The sequence below is a fragment of the Nocardiopsis listeri NBRC 13360 genome (assembly GCF_001570765.1).
Lineage (GTDB): Bacteria > Actinomycetota > Actinomycetes > Streptosporangiales > Streptosporangiaceae > Nocardiopsis > Nocardiopsis listeri.
In genome coordinates, this window is the sequence record NZ_BCSH01000075.1 from 20,397 (window position 1) to 38,915 (window position 18,519).

An 18,519-nucleotide genomic window follows, 5' to 3' on the forward strand; every position below is an offset into this window, starting at 1 on the left:
TAATGGGACGGACCGCGCGCGCCTTCTGGGTACGCTCACCCGGACAAGGCGAGATCCGACAGGTCGACCTACCCGAACCCGCCCCCGACCAGGTCCTGGTACGCACCCTGCACTCCGGCATCAGCCGAGGCACCGAGACCCTCGTCTTCGGCGGCGGGGTCCCACCCAACCAGTACGGCGTCATGCGCGCCCCCTTCCAGGAGGGCGACTTCCCCGGCCCCCTCAAGTACGGCTACCTCAACGTGGGCGAGGTCGAACAAGGCCCCTCCCACCTGCTCGGACGCACCGTCTTCACCCTCTACCCCCACCAGACCCACTTCGTGGTCCCCGCCTCGGCCGTCTCCCCCGTACCCGAAGGTGTTCCCGCCCACCGTGCCATCCTGGCCGGCACCGTCGAAACGGCCGTCAACGCCCTCTGGGACGCCGCACCCCTCATCGGCGACCAGGTCACCATCGTCGGCGCCGGCATGGTGGGCTGCTGCGTGGCCCGTCTGCTCTCCCAGATACCGGGAACCCACGTACAACTGGTCGACATCGACCCCGACCGGGCCGAGGTCGCCCAACGCCTGGGGGTCGAGTTCGCCCTACCCGACGACGCCGTGGGCGATCGCGACCTGGTCTTCCACACCAGCGCCAGTGAATCGGGCCTCATCCGCTGCCTGGAGCTGCTCCACACCGAGGGCGAGGTCGTGGAACTGAGCTGGTACGGAGACCGGCAGGTCATCCTGCCGCTGGGCGAGGACTTCCACTCCCACCGCCTGGCCGTACGCGCCAGCCAGGTCGGCATGATCTCCCCGGCCCGCAGGTCCCGCTACGACCACGCCCAACGCCTGGCGTTGGCGCTGAGCCTGCTCACCGACCCGGCCTTCGACTCCCTGCTCAGCGGACACAGCCACTTCGAGGAACTGCCCACCCTGCTGCCCGAACTCGCCCAGGGGCACCGGCCCGCACTGTGCCACCGCATCTCCTACGACCCACCCCGGCACTGACCCCGAGCGAGGAGGACCGTTTGTTCAGCGTCACCGTCCGCGACCACCTCATGGTCGCGCACAGCTTCACCGGCGAGGTTTTCGGCCCCGCCCAGGCCCTGCACGGGGCCACGTTCGTGGTGGACGCGACCCTGCACCGACCCGAACTGGATCCCGACAACATCGTGGTGGACATCGGCGCCGCCACCCGCGAACTCGGCCGGGTCGTGGGCGAACTGAACTACCGCAACCTGGACCAGGCCCCCGAGTTCGCCGGCGTCAACACCTCCACCGAGTACCTGGCCAAGGTGATCGCCGACCGTCTGGCCGAACGCGTCGACCAAGGAGCGATGGGACCCAACGCGCGGGGCCTGACCTCGATCTCGGTGACCCTGCACGAATCACACGTGGCCTGGGCCCGCTACCAACGCGACCTTTGACGATCCCGTTCCTGATCCCCGACTCCGCCACGCCCAGCGGCGGCACCCTGTACGACCTGCGTCTGGCCCGCGCCTGGCCCGGGTTGCGCATCGTCGCCCTACCGGGTGCGTGGCCGTGCCCGGGCCCGGCGGGGACACGTGCGTTGGAGCGGGCCTTGGACCGGGTACCCGACGGCGGTCGGGTACTGCTCGACGGTTTGGTGGCCTGCGCGCTGCCCGAGGTGATCGTTCCCCACGCGCGCCGACTACGCCCGGTGGTACTGGTCCACCTGCCGCTGGCCCTGGAAGGCGGACTGGACCCCGACACCGCCCGGGACCTGGACATACGTGAACGCCGGGTGCTGGAATCGTGCGCCGCGGTCGTGGCCACCGGCCGGTGGGCCGCCGATCACCTCGGCGCGCGCCACGGCCTGCCCGAGGTGGCCGTGGTGCCCCCTGGCGTGGCATCGGCCCCTCTCGCACCTGGCACGTCGCCCGGGACCCCACCCCGATTGCTCTGCGTGGCCTCGCTGACCCCGCGCAAGGGACACCGGGTGCTCTTCGAGGCACTGCGACACCTCACCGACCTGGACTGGGAATGCGTGTGCGTGGGTCCGGGCCGGCCCCCGCCCGCCCCCGCGGGCGTGCGCTTCACCGGACCCCTGCACGGCGCGGACCTGGACGCCGCCTACGATCGGGCCGACCTGCTGGTGCTGCCCTCCCTGGCCGAAACCTACGGAATGGTCGTCACCGAGGCCCTGGCCCGGGGCATACCGGTTCTGGCCAGTGACGTGGGCGGGGTTCCCGAGGCCCTGGGCGGGACCTCCCGCTCGGGCACGCCCGGCATGTTGGTGCCCGCCGGGAGCGTGGAGGAATGGTCCCGGGCACTACGCCTGTGGCTGGGCGACCCCCGCTCACGCCACCGATGGCGGGTCGCGGCGCACGCGCGCCGCGCGACCCTCCGAGGCTGGGACGAATCCGCCCATGCCCTTCGTCACGTCCTGGACCAGGTCTGAGGCCACCCCGGGTGTGATCCGCTTCTCGCCCGCGTCTCACGTCGTGCGGACCTCCGCGATGATATCGTGCAGTCACTGCAAAAATTCTTACTCTGTATTTTTGCTCCGCAAGCAGGATTTCTCCACCTGCACGTTCAGCTTCCCGAGGTCCGCCCTTGAGTACCCCTCAAACCCAGAACACCGCACGCAAGACCGTCAGGCGCAGCCTCACCGGACTCCTCATCGTGCTCGGCGTGACGATGCTCAGCGGCACGATCGTCTCGGTCGCACTCCCCCAGATCGTCGGCTCCCTCCAAGGAACCCAATCCCAGTACACCTGGGTGGTCACCGCGACCCTGCTCGCCTCCACCGCGTCCACACCCGTGTGGGGAAAACTCGCCGACCTCTTCGACAAGAAGCTGCTCCTGCAGATCTCCATCGTCCTGTTCATCCTGGCCTCACTCCTGTGCGGCCTGGCCCAGAACACCGGCCAGCTCATCGGCTTCCGCGCCATCCAGGGCCTGGGCATGGGAGCCTCCCAAGTCCTGGTCCAGACCATCATCGGCGCACTCGTCAGCCCCAAGGAACGCGGCCGGCTCAACGGCCTCCTCGGATCGGTCATGGCCGTGGCCACCGTCGGCGGACCCCTCATCGGTGGCGCCCTCACCGACATCTCCTGGCTGGGCTGGCGCTGGTGCTTCTTCATCGGCATCCCCTTCATGGTGGTCGCCCTCCTCGTCCTGGCCCGCACCCTGCACCTGAACGACGTACGCAAGCTCGACACCCGCGTGGACTACGTCGGCGCCACCCTCATCGCCGCGGGCGTGAGCACCCTGCTGCTGTGGGTCACCTTCGTCGGCGGATCCTTCGCCTGGCTGTCCTGGCAGAGCGCCACCATGGTCACCGGCGGCGTCATCCTCCTGGCCCTGGCCGTATGGGTCGAGGGCCGAGTCGCCCAACCCGTCATCCCCCTGCACCTGGTCACCCGCCGAGAGACCGTCATCGCCATCCTGGCCAGCGTCGCCGTGGGCATGGCCATGTTCGGCGGAGCCGTGTTCCTGGGCCAGTACTTCCAGCTCGCCCGCGGTTACTCCCCCACCGCCGCAGGCCTGCTCACCACCCCCCTGATGCTCGGCACCATGGGCGCCTCCACCATCGCCGGCTGGATGGTCTCCCGCTCCGGCCGCGTCAAGCCCTACGTCCTGACCGGCCTGGCCATCCTGACCCTCGGCTTCGTCGCCCTGTCCTTCATCGACGCCGACACACCACTGCTCCTGGTCTCCCTGGGCATGCTCGCCGTCGGCATGGGCGTGGGCATGTCCATGCAGAACCTCGTCCTGGTCGTCCAGAACTCCGTACCCCTGGGCGAACTCGGCGCCGCCAGCGGAGCGATCACCTTCTTCCGCTCCCTGGGCGGCACCATCGGCGTCTCGGTCCTGGGCGCCATCCTCGCCAACAGGGTCGCCGGCAACATCACCGACGGCCTGACCGCCTCCGGCATCGAGCTCCCCGAGGGCGGCGCCGACGCCGGCACCCTGGACCTGGCCGGCATGCCGCCGTTCCTGCGCACCATCGTCGAGAACGCCTACGGATCTGCCACCGGCGACCTGTTCCTCGTGGCCACCGGCATCGCCGTCGTCGGCCTGACCGTGGCGTTCTTCCTGCCCGACGTCCGCCTACGCGACACCATCGACATGCCCGAGGTCACCACCCAGGGCCCCGAATCCCAGGACCCCGAACTCCAAGCCCCCGACCCCCAGGACAAGGACGGAAACCGCCCACTCCCCACCTGATCGGGCTTGCCCACCGGCCCACCCGGGCACCAGACTTCGGATGCGCGCCCCGCCCCCACAGCGGGCATCCGAGTTGAAAGGCCCCCCATGACCGACTCCCCCATCGACTCCACCATCGCCCACACCGCACGGGTCTGGAACTACTGGTTGGGCGGAAAGGACAACTACCCCGTCGACCGCGAGATCGGCGACAGGATCAAGGAACTGGCCCCCCAGGTCGTCGACGTCGCACTCGGAGACCGGGTCTTCCTACGCCGCGCCGTCACCCACCTCGTCCAAGAGGAGGGCATCCGCCAGTTCCTCGACATCGGCACCGGCCTGCCCACCGCCGACAACACCCACGAGGTCGCCCAGGCACTCGCCCCCCACGCGCGCGTGGTCTACGTCGACAACGACCCCTTGGTCCTGACCCACGCCCGCGCCCTGCTGACCGGAACCGAGACCGGACGGACCCAGTTCGTGGGCGCGGACCTGCGCGACACCGCCAAGGTCCTCGAAGCCGCCGCACGAACCCTCGACCTCGACCGGCCGATCGCCCTCACCCTCATGGGCACCATGGGCCACTTCGAGTTCGACGAGGCCCTGAAGATCGTGGACGCCTACACCGACGCACTGGCCCCCGGCAGCTTCCTGGCGGTCTGCGACGGGGTCATGGCCCACATGGACGCCGAACTCGGCGAACGCGCCATGCAGGGCATGCGACTCTGGCAGGAAAAGGTCGCCCAGCCCTACCACATGCGCACCGTGGAGGAGTTCGGTCGGTTCTTCGACGGCCTCGAACCGGTCGAGCCCGGCCCCGTCTCCGTGCTCCGCTGGCGCCCCGAACCCACCGAGGTCGGCACCGTCCGCGACCTGCCCCAGTACGCCGGACTGGCCAAGAAGACGTCGACCCGACCCGGCCCTGAAGACCCGGCCACCCCATGAAACAACGGCTCAACGGGTAGACCCGGTCCAGGGGAGCACACGGGTCGGAGTTCGGCGAACCGCCCACTTCGACCCGACCCGACCGGCACTGTGAAGGCAAGAGCACCCGCCCACCCGGCGGCCCTCTCCGCACTGAGGAGTCCCGTTGAGCCCAACGCCCGACCACGCGCCCGAGGCCTTCACCCCCGAGTGGCTCTCACTGCGAGAGGAGGCCGACGGCCGAGCACGGGCCACCGCTCCCCTGGACCCCCTGCGCACCCACCTCTCCGAACACGGCGCGGGCCCCGGCGGGCGCCCCATCCGCATCACCGATCTGGGCTGCGGCACCGGCTCCCAAGGCCGCTGGCTCGCCCCACGCCTGGCCGGCCCCCAGACCTGGACGCTCCACGACCTGGACCCCCACCTGCTGAACCTGGCCGGTACCCGCATGCCCCGCGTCTCCGCCGACGGATCCACCGTCCAGGCCCGCATGTGCCTACAAGACCTGGACCGGGTCACCGCCGCCGACCTGACCGGCACCGACCTGGTCACCGGCTCGGCCCTGCTCGACCTGCTCACCCGCGACCAGGTCCTGTCCATCGCCCGAGCCGCGCACGAAGCGGGTTGTGCCGTCCTGTTCACCCTGACCGTCACCGGCCGCGTGGACCTGTACCCCGCGCACCCGGCCGACACCTCCATCACCGACGCCTTCAACGACCACCAACGCCGTGCCGGCCGCCTGGGGCCCGACGCCACCGCGTTCACCACCCGGACCTTCCACTCCCTGGGGCGACGGGTCCTGACCTACCCCAGCCCCTGGCGGCTGCTCCCCGAACACCGCGACCTGACCCTGGCCTGGCTACGCGGCAGGTTCCGGGCCGCCGGCGAACAGCACGCGCCGATCCCCACCGACCACCTACGGCACCGCGTGGACCAGTGCGAACAGCGCGGACTCGTGGCGGTCGTACACCACACCGACCTGCTCGCCCTCCCCAACGGCCACCCGAGACACCCGTGAGGTTCCCATGAGCGAGCACCTGCGACGCCGGGCCCGAGCCCTCATCGGCGCGGCCCTGCTCGCCGCCCTGGTCTGGTGGTATCCGATGGAGGCCTTCACCGACGCCTTCGCCTCCCTCGACGGCCGCACCGTCTGCGCGGCCCTGACCATCGGCCTGATCACGACCGTGCTCTGCGCGGCCCGCTGGATCCTGGTCGCCCGCGGGGTGGGTCTACGACTGCCCTGGGGACGCGCCATCGGCGACTACTACCGCGCCATCCTGCTCAACGCCGTCCTGCCCTCGGGGGTCCTGGGCGACGTACACCGGGCCCTGGGCCACGGCCGCTACGCCGGTGACCTGCCCCGGGGCGTACGCGCGGTGGTGCTCGAACGCGCGGCCGGGCAGGTGGTCCTAACCGCCACCGGCGCCACCCTGCTGTTCACGCTGCCCGCCGCCGTGCTCGGCCCCGGGCTGCTCACCCTGGCGGCGTCCCTGACACTACCGGTCCTGGTCGCCGCCGTGGTGGGCGCCGGCCTGTTGTTCTCCAGGCGGCGCGGCACCCGCCGCCGGCGCGCCTTGACCGCAACCCTCGCCGACGCCCGCGCGGGCCTGTTCACCGCGACCACCGGCCCCGGGGTCCTGCTGACGTCGGTGGCGGCCCTGGCCGGACACGTGACCCTGTTCCTGGTCGCGGCACAGGCCGCGGGGGTCACCGCCCCGCTGCCCGTCCTGGTGCCACTGGCGATTTCGGCCCTGGTCGCCATGAGCGTGCCGGCCGGCATCGGTGGTTGGGGGCCGCGCGAGGCGGTGACCACGCTGACCTTCGGCGCCGCGGGGTTGGGTGCGGCGACCGGTCTGACCGTGTCGGTGCTCTACGGGCTGCTCGCCCTGATCGCCGCCCTGCCCGGGGTGGTGGTGCTGCTGTGGCGGCTAGGCACCGTCGAGCACGTTCAGGTACCCGGTGAAGGACTCGGCCAGGGCCGCCAACAGGTCACGCCCCTTGTTCGCCGTGGCGCGCGACGGTAGACCCACCACCCCCGACCGCGTGTAACGGCTCAGCCCGGTGGTGAGCATGTGGTCGCGCCGGTCGGCCAGGTGATCGGCCTCCTCATAGCCGGCACGGACCAGGTCGGGACGGACATGCAACAGCACCGAGGTCTCCAACTCCCCGGCGTGCATGTCCCGGTCGTTGGTGGTGCCCATCCCCGAAGCCTCGCGAGCGGCCTCCCAATCGTGCGGGCCGGGAAAGAGCGCCATGTCACCACCGGAGGCCTGCACCAGGTTGGCCAGGACGTGGTTGCCGCCGTGCCCGTTGACCACCACCAGTTCGGGGGTGCCCGAAGCGCGCAACGAAGCGGCGATGTCGGCGGCCATGGCGTGCAGGGTGGGCGCCGAGACGCTGACCGTACCCGGCCAGGAGGAGTGCTCGTGGGAGCAACCGAAGGCGATCGGCGGCAAGAGCCTCAATGAGGGGTTCGCGTCGGCCAGGACCTGCGCCAGAGCCGAGGCGATGACGGTGTCGGTGGTCAGCGGCAGGTGGGGGCCGTGTTGTTCGAGGCTGCCCACGGGCAGCAACGCCACCCGCGCACCGCTTCGACGTTCTTCCTCGCTGGTGGTCCTTGGCAGAGGATCGGAGAAGTCCATGTCGGTCATTGTCGCTCGGATCGAAGAGAACGGTCGCCTTTACACCGTAGATTCATATGGGGGGGGAACAGGGGCGGCCCCGGCCCCCACGGCGCCTCTGACCAAAGCCGACGGGGTCAGAGCCAGCCGCGGTCCTCGGCCGCGCGAGCCGCCTCCACCCGGGTTCGGGCGTCGAGTTTGCCCATGGCCGCCGACAGGTGGTTGCGCACCGTGCCCCGGCTCAGGTGCAGACGGGCCGCCACCGCCGCGGCGGTGGCGCCGTCGGCCACGGCGCGCAGCACGTCACGCTCGCGTTCGGTGAGCGGGTTGGGGCCACCGGCCAACGACTCGGTGGCCAGCTGCGGGTCGATGACGCGCAGGCCCCGGTGGACGCGCCGAACGGCGTCGACCAGGTGTTCGGGCGGCGCGTCCTTGACCACGAACCCGCTCGCGCCCGCGGCCAGCGCGCGGGTGAGGTATCCGGGGCGCCCGAAGGTGGTGCACATGACCACCCGACACTCGGGCAACCGTTCGCGCAGGAGTTCGGCGGCGCCCAACCCGTCAAGGCCCGGCATCTGCACGTCCAACAGGGCGACGTCGGGCCCGGTGCGCAGCCCCTCGTCCAGGGCCTCCTGTCCTGAGGCGGCCTGGGCGACCACCTCCAGGTCCGTTTCCAGGTCGAGCATGGTGGCCAGGGCACCGCGCACCAGGGCCTGGTCGTCGGCGATGAGCACCCGGATCATCGGGACCCCCCTGCCCGTCCGCCGTACGCGTACACGGTGAACCCCTCCCGGTCGCCATCGAGCAGCCCCGGACCGGTGCTCAATCGTCCGTCCACCGCCCGCATCCTCTCGCTCAGGCCGGACAATCCGTTGCCGAACCGGCCCTCGGGGTGGCCGTCTCCGTCGTCGGTGATCTCGATGTGGTCCCTCCCCAGACGGACCCGGACCCGGTCGGCGTGGGCGTGCCGGACCACGTTGGTGACGGTCTCACGCAACACGTATCCGAAGGCCGAACGCAGGGCGGGGTCGAGGTCGTCGACGGCACGGGGCAGGTCTGCGTCCACCCCGACGGAGCGCAGTGCCTCGGCGGCGTTGGACAGCTCCACGGACAGGCGTACCTCGCGATAGTCGTCGATGGTGGCCCGCACGTCGTCCAAGGCGCGTCGGGCCAGTTCCTCGACCTCGCCGATCTGTGTGGACGCCATCTCCGGGTCACCGCCCTTGTCCAAAACCCGACGGGCCAGTCCGGCCTTCACCGCGACGGTGGTGAGGCTGTGGCCGAGGATGTCGTGCAGGTCGCGGGCGACGCGTTCGCGTTCGCGGGCGGTGGCCAGTTCGGCGACCTGCTCACGGGCCCGGCGCAGTTCGGCGTTGGTCTCCACGAGGGAGGCCAGGAGCCCGACCACGGCGGTCACGGAGGCGATCATGATCAGGTCGGGGACCCGAGCGAACGCGTCGCCGGTGGCCGCGCCCCAGACCAGGAGGCCCAGCATCGTGACCCCGGTCAGGGCCAGGACCCAGAACAAGGGCAGCATCGCGGCGATGACCACGAGGGCGTAGAGCAGTACCCAGGGGTTCTGGGGGCCGAGCCAGACCAGGATCACCCATCCGGCGGCGAGCAACCCCGCACAGACCGGAAGTCGAAGGGCGGGCCGGCGCTCCATCACCGAGGGGATGGCCACCAGACAGGCGACGGTGTACAACGCGCCGACCGGCAACACCAGGGCGATCGGTCGGTCCGGGGCGGCCAGCGTCCACCCCGGCAGGGCGAGCACCCCCAACAGGGCACCCCCGAGCCGGACGAGCAGGTGCCGCTCCTCTGTTCTGGCCATAGGGCGACTCTACGGCGGTGAGGACCGGCACACCCCTGACAATCGTCACGGTGTCCCGCTGACAAAGGAACGAGGTCGGTCCCCTCCCCCCGGGTCAACGTGGAGGTATGACAACGACGACACCGGTGATCGAGGTCGACTCGCTCACCAGGACCTTCGGCGACACCACCGTCGTCGACCACCTCGACTTCACCGTCCATCCCGGACGGGTCACCGGCTTCCTGGGGGCCAACGGGGCGGGCAAGACCACGACGATGCGCATGCTCCTGGGCCTGGAGGAACCCGACTCGGGGCACGCCCGGATCGGCGGCGTGGCCTACCGGGACCTGCCCGATCCGCTGCGCACGGTGGGCGCCCTGCTCGACCCGCAGGCCCCGCACCCCGGCCGCACCGCCCGTGACCACCTGCGGTGGTTGTGCCGGGCCGGACGGATCCCCCTCTCCCGCGCCGACCACCTGCTCGACCAGGTGGGTCTGGCCGAGGCGGCCACCCGACGGGTGGGCTCCTTCTCGTTGGGGATGCGCCAACGCGTGGGGATCGCCGCGATGTTGCTGGGCGATCCGGATGTGCTGGTCCTGGACGAGCCGCTCAACGGATTGGATCCGGAGGGTATCGCCTGGGTCCGTGCCCTACTGCGCGACCTGGCCTCCCAAGGGCGCACCGTGTTCGTCTCCAGCCACCTGATGGGCGAGATGGAGGCCACCGCCGACCACGTGCTGGTGCTGAGGCGGGGCCGGTTGATCGCCGACCTTCCCGCCGAGGAACTCTCTCGCGGTACCGGCACCGCCCGGGTTCGGGTGGTCTCCCCCCAGGTGGACAGGTTGACCCACTTGGTGGCGGGACGCGCCACGGTGCGCCCGGGTGGCGAAGGCGCGGTGGAGGTGGTGGGGATGGAGGCACCGGCGTTGGGTGCGCTGGCCGCGAGGGAGGGCGTGGAACTACACGAACTCACCCCGTTGCGCACCGGTCTGGAGGAGGCCTTCCTCGCCCTGAACAGCGAGGAAGAGGACGAAGGGGAGAGAGTCGACCATGCTTGACGGTCCAAGGAAGCCCGGGTTCGGAGCGGCGCTGGCAGCCGAGTGGTCCCGTTCGACCACGCTGGTCCAAGCACGCCTGGCCCCGGTGCTGTGCGCCGTGGTGGGGGCCGCGGTGGCGGCGTTGTTCCTGCTCACCGCCGAGACCACGACCGGGGGCTCGGTGTCGGCGATGTCGGCGTTGGACGTGGTGACCACCTCCATGTTGGGGGTGGACGCGGCGACGTTCGTGGTGATGGTTCTGGTCGCCTCACTGGTCGCCGCCGAACAGTCCACCGGTCTGGACCGAATCGCTCTGTTGGCGGTCCCCCGGCGCGGGCGACGTTTGGCGGCCTCGGCCCTGGTGGTGGCCGGGGGCGGGCTGTTGTGCGGACTGGCTGCCGGGCTGAGCGCCTTCGGGGCCGGGCGGCTGGTGAGCGTGCTCTCCGACGGAACGTCCCTAGCGTTCACCGCGGAGGGGGTGGCGCGCGTCGTGCTCGGAAGCGTGGTGATGGTTCCGTTCTACGGCACGGTGACGTTGGCCTGCACCACGATTGCCCGTTCGTTGCCCGGCGGTGTGCTGGGGACGCTGGGTCTGTTCGTCCTGCCGACGGTCCTGGCCTGGGTCCCGGGTGATTCCCTGGACGGGATCCTGCGTTACCTGCCGGGTGAGGCGGTGCACGCGGTCGCCGGTTTCGGCGCCGGCACGGACACCCTCCACCCGGTGGCGGCCCTGGTGGTACTGGCGGCGTGGGCGGTGGCGTTCGTGGGTGTGGCGCACCTGTGGACGCGGCGCCGCGGCCGGTAAATCCGGCGAGACGGGACGTTCCGTCATCTAGACTGGACAAAGCGGCCTCCACCCTTCGAAAAACCACTTTGCTCACACGTCCCAACGCGGAATACTGCCCTGTTCGGCGAGGTTGTCTCTGCGTCGGGACGAAGTCGGACTCAATGGTCATCGAAGCGTTCCCGCTCCTCACCCCGCGACTCCCCGCACGTCCAACCCACTCATGAGCGCCCAAGGAAGTACGTGACCAGGCACACCCCACCGACCACCACAGACGAGGGCACCGCACAGCGCGCCACCCGGCTCGTCATTCCGCTTCTCCTGGTCTCGGCGTTCGTCGTCATCCTGAATGAGACGATCATGGGTGTGGCCCTGCCCGCCCTCAGCCGGGACCTGGGTATCTCCGTCTCCACAGGGCAGTGGCTGACCTCGGCCTTCATGCTCGTGATGGCCGTGGTCATCCCCATCACCGGTTTCCTGCTACAGCGGTTCCACCTCAGACAGGTCTTCATCACCGCGATGACCCTGTTCAGTCTGGGCACCCTGATCTGTTTCCTGGCGCCGAACTTCACGGTCCTGCTGCTGGGCCGGATCGTTCAGGCCTCCGGAACGGCGATCATGATGCCGCTGCTCATGACGACCGTGCTCAACATGGTCCCCAACGACCGCCGCGGCCGCGTGATGGGCAACATCTCCATCGTCATGGCGGTGGCCCCGGCCGTGGGACCGACCCTGTCCGGGCTCATCCTCAACGTGCTGGACTGGCGTTGGCTGTTCGGCCTGGTCCTGCCGATCGCACTGGTGGGCCTGACCCTGGGCGCGGTCTTCATCCGCAACATCACCGAGCCGACCACCGCCCGCGTCGACGTGCCCTCGATCCTGCTGTCGGCCTTCGCGTTCGGCGGTCTGGTCTACGGCTTCTCCAGCATGGGCAAGGCCTCCGACGCCGGCGCCGGCATTCCCCCGGCCCTGGCCATCGGTGTGGGCGTCGTGGCCTTGGCGCTGTTCGTGTGGCGTCAGCTGCGCTTGCAGCGTGAGGACCGGGCCCTGCTGGACCTGCGGGTCTTCGAGTCCCGCCAGTTCACCATCTCGATCAGCCTGGTGCTGGCCAGCTTCATGGCGCTGTTCGGCGTCATCATCCTGCTGCCGGTCTACATGCAGAACGTGCTGGGCCACGACACCCTCGCCACCGGCCTGGCGATGCTGCCCGGTGGTCTGGTGATGGGTCTGCTGGCCCCGATCGTGGGCCGCCTCTACGACCGGTTCGGGCCGCGCCCGCTGGTCACACCGGGTGCGGCCGTGGTCACCCTGGTGATGTGGTCCATGACCACCTTCGACACCGAGACCACGATCGCCTCCATCGTGACCGCTCACGTGTTCTTGAGCATCGGTCTGGGCTTCATGTTCACCCCGTTGCTGACCGGCGCGCTGGGCTCCCTGCCCAAGCGGCTGTACTCCTACGGCAGCGCCGTGGTCGGTACCGTGCAGCAGGTCGCCGGTGCCGCGGGCACGGCCGCGTTCATCGCGGTGATGACCGCGGTGGCCGCGAGCCATGTCGAGGGCGGCATGGGTGCCGTCGCCGCCGAGGCCGGCGGTATCCACGTCGCGTTCATGCTCGGCGCCGGCATCACCACCCTGGCTTTCTTCGCGACCTTCCTGGTCCGCCGTTCCGCGCCCGCCGAGTGATCGCACACCCTTGAAAGGGGCGGTCGCCGTTTCATCGGCCACCGCCCCTTCCCCGTGGTCGGGATCAGACCCGAGCGTAGGCGGCCAGGTCCAGACACGGCCAGGTTCCGACGTCGCGCAACAATCGCCGGTCGTGGGTGGACAGCACCACTGCCGCCTCGGTGGCTTCGAGGGCCTCGGTGAGCTCGTCCACCAGCGCGATCGACAGGTGGTTGGTGGGCTCGTCCAACAGCAGAACGTGCGGCCGGTGGGTCAGGGCCAGTGCCAGGTCCAGGCGGCGACGCTGACCCATGGACAGTTCACCGACCCGCTTTCCCGTCTCCCTCGGGCGCAACAACCCGAGCGAGGACAGGCCGACGGATCCGTTCGCGTCGGCGTACACGTCGGCGGCCCGGCGATCCAGTGGCAGCTCGGACTCCTGCCGCAACAGCACGACGCGGGCCTCATCCGAGCCGTGCACCCGGCCGGTGGTGGGTTCCAGCTCACCGGCGAGCACCGAGAGCAGCGTGGACTTGCCGGCTCCGTTGGGGCCGGTGACCACCAGCCTCGAGCCGCCCCGTAGGGTCAGTGAGGCGGGGGTGGTGAGCCGGTCCCTCACGGTGATCCCCTCGGCCGCCAACAGGGTCGTACCGGACCGTGTGGGCAGATCGGGGAACCGGAACCGCTGCGGTGGTTCGGGCATGGTGACCTCGTGTGTGTCCAGGTCGGCCTGACGACGGCGCACGTTCTTGACCAGTCCGCCCGCGCGGGTGGCGCGCTGGTGCTTGCCGGTGCCCTTGTCCGGGCGCCACCCCGACACGAGCCGGTTCTGCGCCGAACTCAGCAGATCCCGCAGACGCGACCTCTCCTCCTGTTGTTGTGCGTACTCCTGCTCCCAGCGTTCTCGTTCGGCCCGGCGACCCCGGCGGTAGCCTTCGTACCCGCCGCCGTGGACTCGGGGACGGCCGTCGTCGGTGGGGTCCAGGTCCACCACGGTGTGGGCCACGTCGGACAGCAACGCGCGGTCGTGGCTGATCACCACCACTCCTCCCGAGCGCCGACGCAGGCGTTCGGTGAGGAAGTCCAGACCGGCACGGTCCAGGTGGTTGGTGGGTTCGTCGAGCAGGAGGAAGTCGTCCTCGGCGCCGAGCAGGCAGGCCAGGCGGACCCGATAGCGGCGGCCGACCGACAGTTCGGTGAGGCGGCGGGAGCGGTCCGTTTCGGCGCCCAGCGCGTCCAGGGCGACGTCGATCCGGCGTTCGGCGTCCCAGGCGTCCAGCGCCTCGGCGCGCTCCAGGGCCCGCGCGTATCGTTCCTCGGCCCCGGTGGCGTTCTCGCCCAAGGCGAGCCCGGCGGTGTCGAGTTCGGCGAGCGCGGCCAGGGAGTCGGCCAAGGCGTCCGCGATCACCTCCCCGACGGTGCGTCGGTCGGCGGTGGACATCTCCTGTTCGGCCAGGCCCAGCGTGCCGACCAGGTTCACGGTGCCCTCGTCCGGGACGAGCGTGCCCGCGAGTACGTTCAGGAGCGTGGTCTTGCCCCGTCCGTTCTCCCCCACGATCGCGATCCGGGAGGTGGGGGTGACGGTGAGGTCGGTGTCGAAGAGCACTCGGTGGGCGCCCAGGGTGACGGAGACCCCGGACACGACGAGTTGCGCGCGCGAACGCGCGGGAAGGGCGGTGGGCATGTGCGTCCTCTACAACGGGCACGCCGAAGTCACCCGGTGACCGGGTTGGTGGGCGTGCCGAAAACGGCGACCCTCGATGGGGTCAGGTCGTCATGGCCGCGACGCGACGCTCGGAGATGCTCGACGAGCATGGGCGGCGGACGACGCCGTTAAAGGTAGAGAACCGACTGGATCATGTCTCAAGACTAACGCGGGAGCCCCGGCGAACGAAAGTTCTTTTACCGGAGGTCCCGCGCACATCCGGGTCAGGTGCTCGTGAGAACGACGAGCCGGTCGGTGGCCCTGGTCATGGCGACGTAGCGGTCGACCGCGCCCTCGGTGCCCGTCCCGAAGTCCTGCGGGTCGACGAGCACGACCAGGTCGAACTCCAACCCCTTGGCCAGGGTCGGGGTCAGTGATCGCACGCGCGGACCGGGGTGGAAGTCGGGCGCGCCGATGACGCAGGCGATGCCCTCGTCGTTCTCCGCCGCCCAGGCCGCCACGATCGACTCCAGTTCCTCGACACGGCCGTACTCCACCGGGGCGCCCCCACGGATGGAGGTCGGCACGTTGGCGTCCGGCAACACTGCCCGGATGACCGGTTCGGCGGCCTCCATCACCTGGGTCGGGGTCCGGTAGTTGATGCTCAGCGACGCCATCTCGACCCGATCGAAGCCGACCCGCTCCAGCCGCTCCCGCCAGGACTCGGTGAACCCGTGCCGCGCCTGGGCACGGTCGCCCACGATGGTGAAGCTGCGGGAGGGGCAGCGCTGTAGCAGCATTTGCCACTCCGCGTCGGTAAGTTCTTGGGCCTCGTCCACGACGATGTGCGCGAACGGGCCGGCGAGCAGGTCCGTGTCACCGGTGGGCAGGGCCGCCTCGTCGACCAGGTTCTCGCGCAGGTCGGCGTGGTGCAGCATCGTCACCAGCCCCTCCCCATCATCGTCCGCGGCCATCAGATCGTCGATGACGTAGGACACGCGTTCACGTTCGGTCTCGGCGGCGGCATCGTGGCGGCGCTTGCGCTCGGAGGCCTTCGGGTCGCCGAGCCGCCGTCGGGCCGCGTCCAACAGCGGCAGGTCCGACACCGTCCAGGCCTGGGCGTCCTCGCGTTGCAGGGCGCGGACCTGGTCGGGTTCCAACCAGGGCGCGCACAGACGTAGGTATGCCGGGACCGACCACAGGTCGCCCACCAGGTCCGTGGGTTCCAGCAGCGGCCAGGATCGATACAGGGCGCCGATCAGCTCCCGGTCGCGCAGTAGCCAGGAGTGCAGCATCTTCGTGGTGACGTCCTCCTCCTCGTGCTGGTCGTCCAGGATCGCGACCAGTTCCTCCAGGATGCGTTCGCGCGCCTCGTTGTGCGGGGTGCCCGGGTCCACCGCGTCGAACGCCTCCTTCCAGTCGGCGGCGCTCAACCGGAGGTCGAACCACGGGGTCGACACGGTCATGGCCTCGGTGGGTGGTCGCTCGTAGAACCGCACGGCCGGTTCGATCGCCTCCACCAGGCGCGCGGACTCCTTCAGCCGGGCGACCTCGGGATCGGTCTCCTCGCCGGCCATGGCGCCCTCGGGGACCAGGTCGCGCAGCGTGCGGGTCTGCACGCCCTCCTCGCCCAGGCTCGGCAGGACGTCGGCGACGTAGGCCAGGTAGGGCTGGTGGGGGCCGATGAACAGCACCCCGCCGCGCCGGTGGCCCAGCCGGGAGTCGGCGTAGAGCAGGTGGGCGGTGCGGTGCAGGGCGACCACGGTCTTACCGGTGCCCGGTCCCCCATCGACGACCAGGGCCCCGGAGGACCCCGCCCGGATGATGGCGTTCTGGTCGGCCTGGATGGTGCCGAGCACGTCACGCATCCGGTCGGAGCGGTTGGCTCCCAGGCTCGCGATGAAGGCGGACTGGTCGTCGAGGGCGGCGTGGCCCTCGAAACCGTCCTCGGTGAACACCTCGTCCCAGTAGTCGCCGATCCGGCCGAGCTTCCACCGGTAGCGACGACGACTGACCAGACCCATCGGGTCGGCGTGGGTGGCGGCGAAGAACGGTTCGGCGGCGGGCGAGCGCCAGTCGATGAGCAGGCGGTCTCCCTCCGAGTCGGAGAGGCCGAGCCTGCCGACGTAGACGGGATGCTCCTCACCCGCACGGACGAATCGGCCCAGGCACAGGTCCAGGCCGAAGCGGCGTAGGGCGCGCAACCGAGAGGACAGGCGGTGGATCTCCATGTCACGTTCGACCGTCTCTCGGATGTTGCCACCCGAGGACCGGCGCTGGACGTCGAGGCGTTCGTTCAGGTCGGCGATGCCGTTTTCGAGGCTGCGCGCGATGGCGGCGAAGTGTCGCTCATCGTCGGCGATCAGCTTCGGGTCGGCCTTGGGAGCGAGGTGTTCGGAAAGGTCGAAGGCGCTGGTGGCCTGGGTTTTCACGTCGTCTCCCCGATCGTGGGTTGTGCTCACGAAGGTCGATTGTGAACCACCACCGGGGTCTTGCCGCAAGCCCGGGGGTGCGCTATAAATTAGAAGTGGCGGGAGGTCTCTGGAATCGCCCGCACCCCACCTCCACCCCCGCACCGACCCGCAGTAACGTTCACGCCGCCGCCTCTTGCGCGCGGCTTTTTTCATGCTCTTTGGTCGGGTCACACCGCTCGGGTGGGTCCCCACTCGGGCCGGTCCTGCCACTCAGGTGAGAAATCGGAATCGACAGCCACGGATCGACCGTCCGTGAGAACATGGGAACGAGCCTCGGTACCAGGAGTTCCCATGGGTATGGCCGCTTTCCCTCGACCCCCTCTCGCCCCGTGCCACAGCGGTTCCTGCGCGGGCGGACAAAGGTCCGACGTCCATTCTCTTTCCGGTCAGAACGAAAAGCAGGAGTTGTTCCGGTGACCCCTCAATCCGCCCCCGCCGAGATACGACCGGTCGACGGCCCCACCCCCACCCGGCCACTGCGCATCATGGTCGTCGACGACCACGCCCTGTTCCGTCGCGGCCTGGTGTCGGTCCTGGACGACGAGGACGACATCGACGTGGTCGGCGAGGCCGGTGACGGTGACGTGGCCGTCCAGAAGGCCGGCGAGCTGCAACCGGACGTCATCATCATGGACGTGATGATGCCGCACACCACCGGCATCGAGGCGGGCCCCCGCATCCGCGCCATCGCGCCGGACGCCAAGTTCGTGATGCTCACCATGAGCGAATCCGAATCCGACCTGTTCGAGGCCCTCAAAGCGGGCGCGACCGGCTACCTCCTCAAGGAGATGGCCGTAACCGACCTGCCCCGCGTGGTGCGGACCATCGCCACCGGCCGCTCATGTCTGGACTCCTCCATGGCGACCAAGCTGATCGCCGAATTCGCCGAACTGGCCAAGCAGGAGACCTCCCACCGGCCCAAGGAGACGCTCCCCCAGCTCACCCCCCGCGAGACCGAGGTACTCAAACTCCTGGCCAGGTCCATGAACAATCGCGAGATCGGTGGGCGCCTGTTCATCACCGAGAACACCGTGAAGAACCACGTCCGCAACATCCTGGAGAAGCTCCAGGTGCACTCGCGCACCGAGGCCGCCATCTACGCGGTCCGCGCCGAATACGTGAGCTGACCACCGAACACGTGGGCCGACACATCTGCCACACAAAGCGAATGACGATTGCCTTCGCCTCGAAGCCGATGGTGGGTGGTGGGATGTACGGGTAGCGCGTAGTGAGCGTCGAAGCGTGTCGGCCTCCGAGGTTGTCCACAGGCCAGAAAGTTCGTGCTGGTGGTGGGGTCGATGGGCGTGATCCCATTGATCTTGGGGGAGCCGCTGGTTTCGCCGGTTTTGTGCTGCCCAGGGTGGGTGGTGAGGGTGGGGCGCCTGGGGTCGTGATCCTGCTG

Annotated in this window: 16 protein-coding genes; 11 read left to right on the forward strand and 5 right to left on the reverse strand. The window is 69.9% G+C overall.

The window, feature by feature from the left end; genetic code table 11:
* Nucleotides 1-2 precede the first annotated feature (2 nt).
* From NLI01S_RS20670 to NLI01S_RS20700, 7 genes are all read left to right on the forward strand, one after another.
* Nucleotides 3-989: a zinc-dependent alcohol dehydrogenase gene (locus tag NLI01S_RS20670; protein ID WP_067607134.1), complete on the forward strand. Its 987-nt coding sequence runs from the start codon at nt 3-5 to the stop codon at nt 987-989.
* 20 nt (nt 990-1,009) lie between these two features.
* Nucleotides 1,010-1,408, forward strand: a complete 399-nt coding sequence (locus tag NLI01S_RS20675; RefSeq protein WP_067607136.1) for a 6-pyruvoyl trahydropterin synthase family protein — start codon at nt 1,010-1,012, stop codon at nt 1,406-1,408.
* Complete coding sequence (locus tag NLI01S_RS20680; protein ID WP_067607138.1) at nt 1,405-2,403, forward strand: glycosyltransferase family 4 protein; 999 nt, start codon at nt 1,405-1,407, stop codon at nt 2,401-2,403. The genes NLI01S_RS20675 and NLI01S_RS20680 overlap by 4 nt, the downstream gene beginning before the upstream one ends.
* A 155-nt stretch (nt 2,404-2,558) precedes the next feature.
* Nucleotides 2,559-4,175: an MDR family MFS transporter gene (locus NLI01S_RS20685; protein WP_067607141.1), complete on the forward strand. Its 1,617-nt coding sequence runs from the start codon at nt 2,559-2,561 to the stop codon at nt 4,173-4,175.
* A gap of 87 nt (nt 4,176-4,262) precedes the next feature.
* Complete coding sequence (locus NLI01S_RS20690) at nt 4,263-5,099, forward strand: SAM-dependent methyltransferase (RefSeq protein ID WP_067607143.1); 837 nt, start codon at nt 4,263-4,265, stop codon at nt 5,097-5,099.
* Nucleotides 5,100-5,244: 145 nt separating this feature from the next.
* Entirely contained in the window at nt 5,245-6,096 is an 852-nt protein-coding gene (locus NLI01S_RS20695; protein ID WP_067607145.1) for a class I SAM-dependent methyltransferase, read from the forward strand.
* 7 nt (nt 6,097-6,103) lie between these two features.
* Complete coding sequence (locus NLI01S_RS20700) at nt 6,104-7,102, forward strand: lysylphosphatidylglycerol synthase transmembrane domain-containing protein (RefSeq protein ID WP_067607147.1); 999 nt, start codon at nt 6,104-6,106, stop codon at nt 7,100-7,102.
* Here the strand turns inward: NLI01S_RS20700 and NLI01S_RS20705 are convergent.
* The 3 genes from NLI01S_RS20705 to NLI01S_RS20715 all read right to left on the reverse strand — a co-directional run bounded on the left by NLI01S_RS20705 (nt 7,007) and on the right by NLI01S_RS20715 (nt 9,533).
* A complete protein-coding gene (locus tag NLI01S_RS20705) occupies nt 7,007-7,720 on the reverse strand; it encodes a creatininase family protein (protein ID WP_067607167.1) in 714 nt (237 codons plus the stop codon). The genes NLI01S_RS20700 and NLI01S_RS20705 overlap by 96 nt on opposite strands.
* A 116-nt stretch (nt 7,721-7,836) precedes the next feature.
* Nucleotides 7,837-8,442: a response regulator transcription factor gene (locus NLI01S_RS20710; protein ID WP_067607148.1), complete on the reverse strand. Its 606-nt coding sequence runs from the start codon at nt 8,440-8,442 to the stop codon at nt 7,837-7,839.
* The gene (locus NLI01S_RS20715) at nt 8,439-9,533 is read right to left on the reverse strand and encodes a sensor histidine kinase (protein WP_067607151.1); all 1,095 of its coding nucleotides are present in this window, start codon (nt 9,531-9,533) and stop codon (nt 8,439-8,441) included. The genes NLI01S_RS20710 and NLI01S_RS20715 overlap by 4 nt, the downstream gene beginning before the upstream one ends.
* A 107-nt stretch (nt 9,534-9,640) precedes the next feature.
* Between NLI01S_RS20715 and NLI01S_RS20720 the strand changes: the two genes are divergently transcribed.
* From NLI01S_RS20720 to NLI01S_RS20730, 3 genes are all read left to right on the forward strand, one after another.
* Nucleotides 9,641-10,570 (forward strand): ATP-binding cassette domain-containing protein, encoded by a 930-nt coding sequence (locus NLI01S_RS20720; RefSeq protein WP_190318540.1) that lies wholly within the window; start codon nt 9,641-9,643, stop codon nt 10,568-10,570.
* Nucleotides 10,563-11,354 (forward strand): hypothetical protein, encoded by a 792-nt coding sequence (locus tag NLI01S_RS20725; RefSeq protein WP_067607155.1) that lies wholly within the window; start codon nt 10,563-10,565, stop codon nt 11,352-11,354. Before NLI01S_RS20720 ends, NLI01S_RS20725 begins: the two co-directional genes overlap by 8 nt.
* 222 nt (nt 11,355-11,576) lie before the next feature.
* A complete protein-coding gene (locus tag NLI01S_RS20730; RefSeq protein ID WP_067607156.1) occupies nt 11,577-13,019 on the forward strand; it encodes an MDR family MFS transporter in 1,443 nt (480 codons plus the stop codon).
* Between the two features lie 64 nt (nt 13,020-13,083).
* On the opposite strand, the gene NLI01S_RS20735 is transcribed toward NLI01S_RS20730, so the two are convergent.
* On the reverse strand, nt 13,084-14,682 hold the full coding sequence (locus NLI01S_RS20735) for an ATP-binding cassette domain-containing protein (RefSeq protein ID WP_067607158.1): 1,599 nt from the start codon (nt 14,680-14,682) through the stop codon (nt 13,084-13,086).
* A gap of 245 nt (nt 14,683-14,927) precedes the next feature.
* Nucleotides 14,928-17,075 carry an RNA polymerase recycling motor ATPase HelR gene (gene helR / locus NLI01S_RS20740; RefSeq protein ID WP_067607160.1) on the reverse strand — a complete coding sequence of 716 codons (2,148 nt, stop codon included), beginning with the start codon at nt 17,073-17,075 and terminating at the stop codon, nt 14,928-14,930.
* A gap of 455 nt (nt 17,076-17,530) precedes the next feature.
* Between helR and NLI01S_RS20745 the strand changes: the two genes are divergently transcribed.
* Complete coding sequence (locus tag NLI01S_RS20745; RefSeq protein WP_067607162.1) at nt 17,531-18,244, forward strand: response regulator; 714 nt, start codon at nt 17,531-17,533, stop codon at nt 18,242-18,244.
* The last annotated feature ends 275 nt before the right edge of the window (nt 18,245-18,519 follow it).

Coding starts and splice junctions, on each gene's coding strand:
- NLI01S_RS20725 (WP_067607155.1), top strand. CDS start 10,563: ATGCTTGACGGTCCAAGGAAGCCCGGGTTCGGAGCGGCGCTGGCAGCC.
- NLI01S_RS20710 (WP_067607148.1), bottom strand. CDS start 8,442: ATGATCCGGGTGCTCATCGCCGACGACCAGGCCCTGGTGCGCGGTGCC.
- NLI01S_RS20720 (WP_190318540.1), top strand. CDS start 9,641: ATGACAACGACGACACCGGTGATCGAGGTCGACTCGCTCACCAGGACC.
- NLI01S_RS20735 (WP_067607158.1), bottom strand. CDS start 14,682: ATGCCCACCGCCCTTCCCGCGCGTTCGCGCGCGCAACTCGTCGTGTCC.
- NLI01S_RS20690 (WP_067607143.1), top strand. CDS start 4,263: ATGACCGACTCCCCCATCGACTCCACCATCGCCCACACCGCACGGGTC.
- NLI01S_RS20670 (WP_067607134.1), top strand. CDS start 3: ATGGGACGGACCGCGCGCGCCTTCTGGGTACGCTCACCCGGACAAGGC.
- NLI01S_RS20715 (WP_067607151.1), bottom strand. CDS start 9,533: ATGGCCAGAACAGAGGAGCGGCACCTGCTCGTCCGGCTCGGGGGTGCC.
- NLI01S_RS20700 (WP_067607147.1), top strand. CDS start 6,104: ATGAGCGAGCACCTGCGACGCCGGGCCCGAGCCCTCATCGGCGCGGCC.
- NLI01S_RS20705 (WP_067607167.1), bottom strand. CDS start 7,720: ATGGACTTCTCCGATCCTCTGCCAAGGACCACCAGCGAGGAAGAACGT.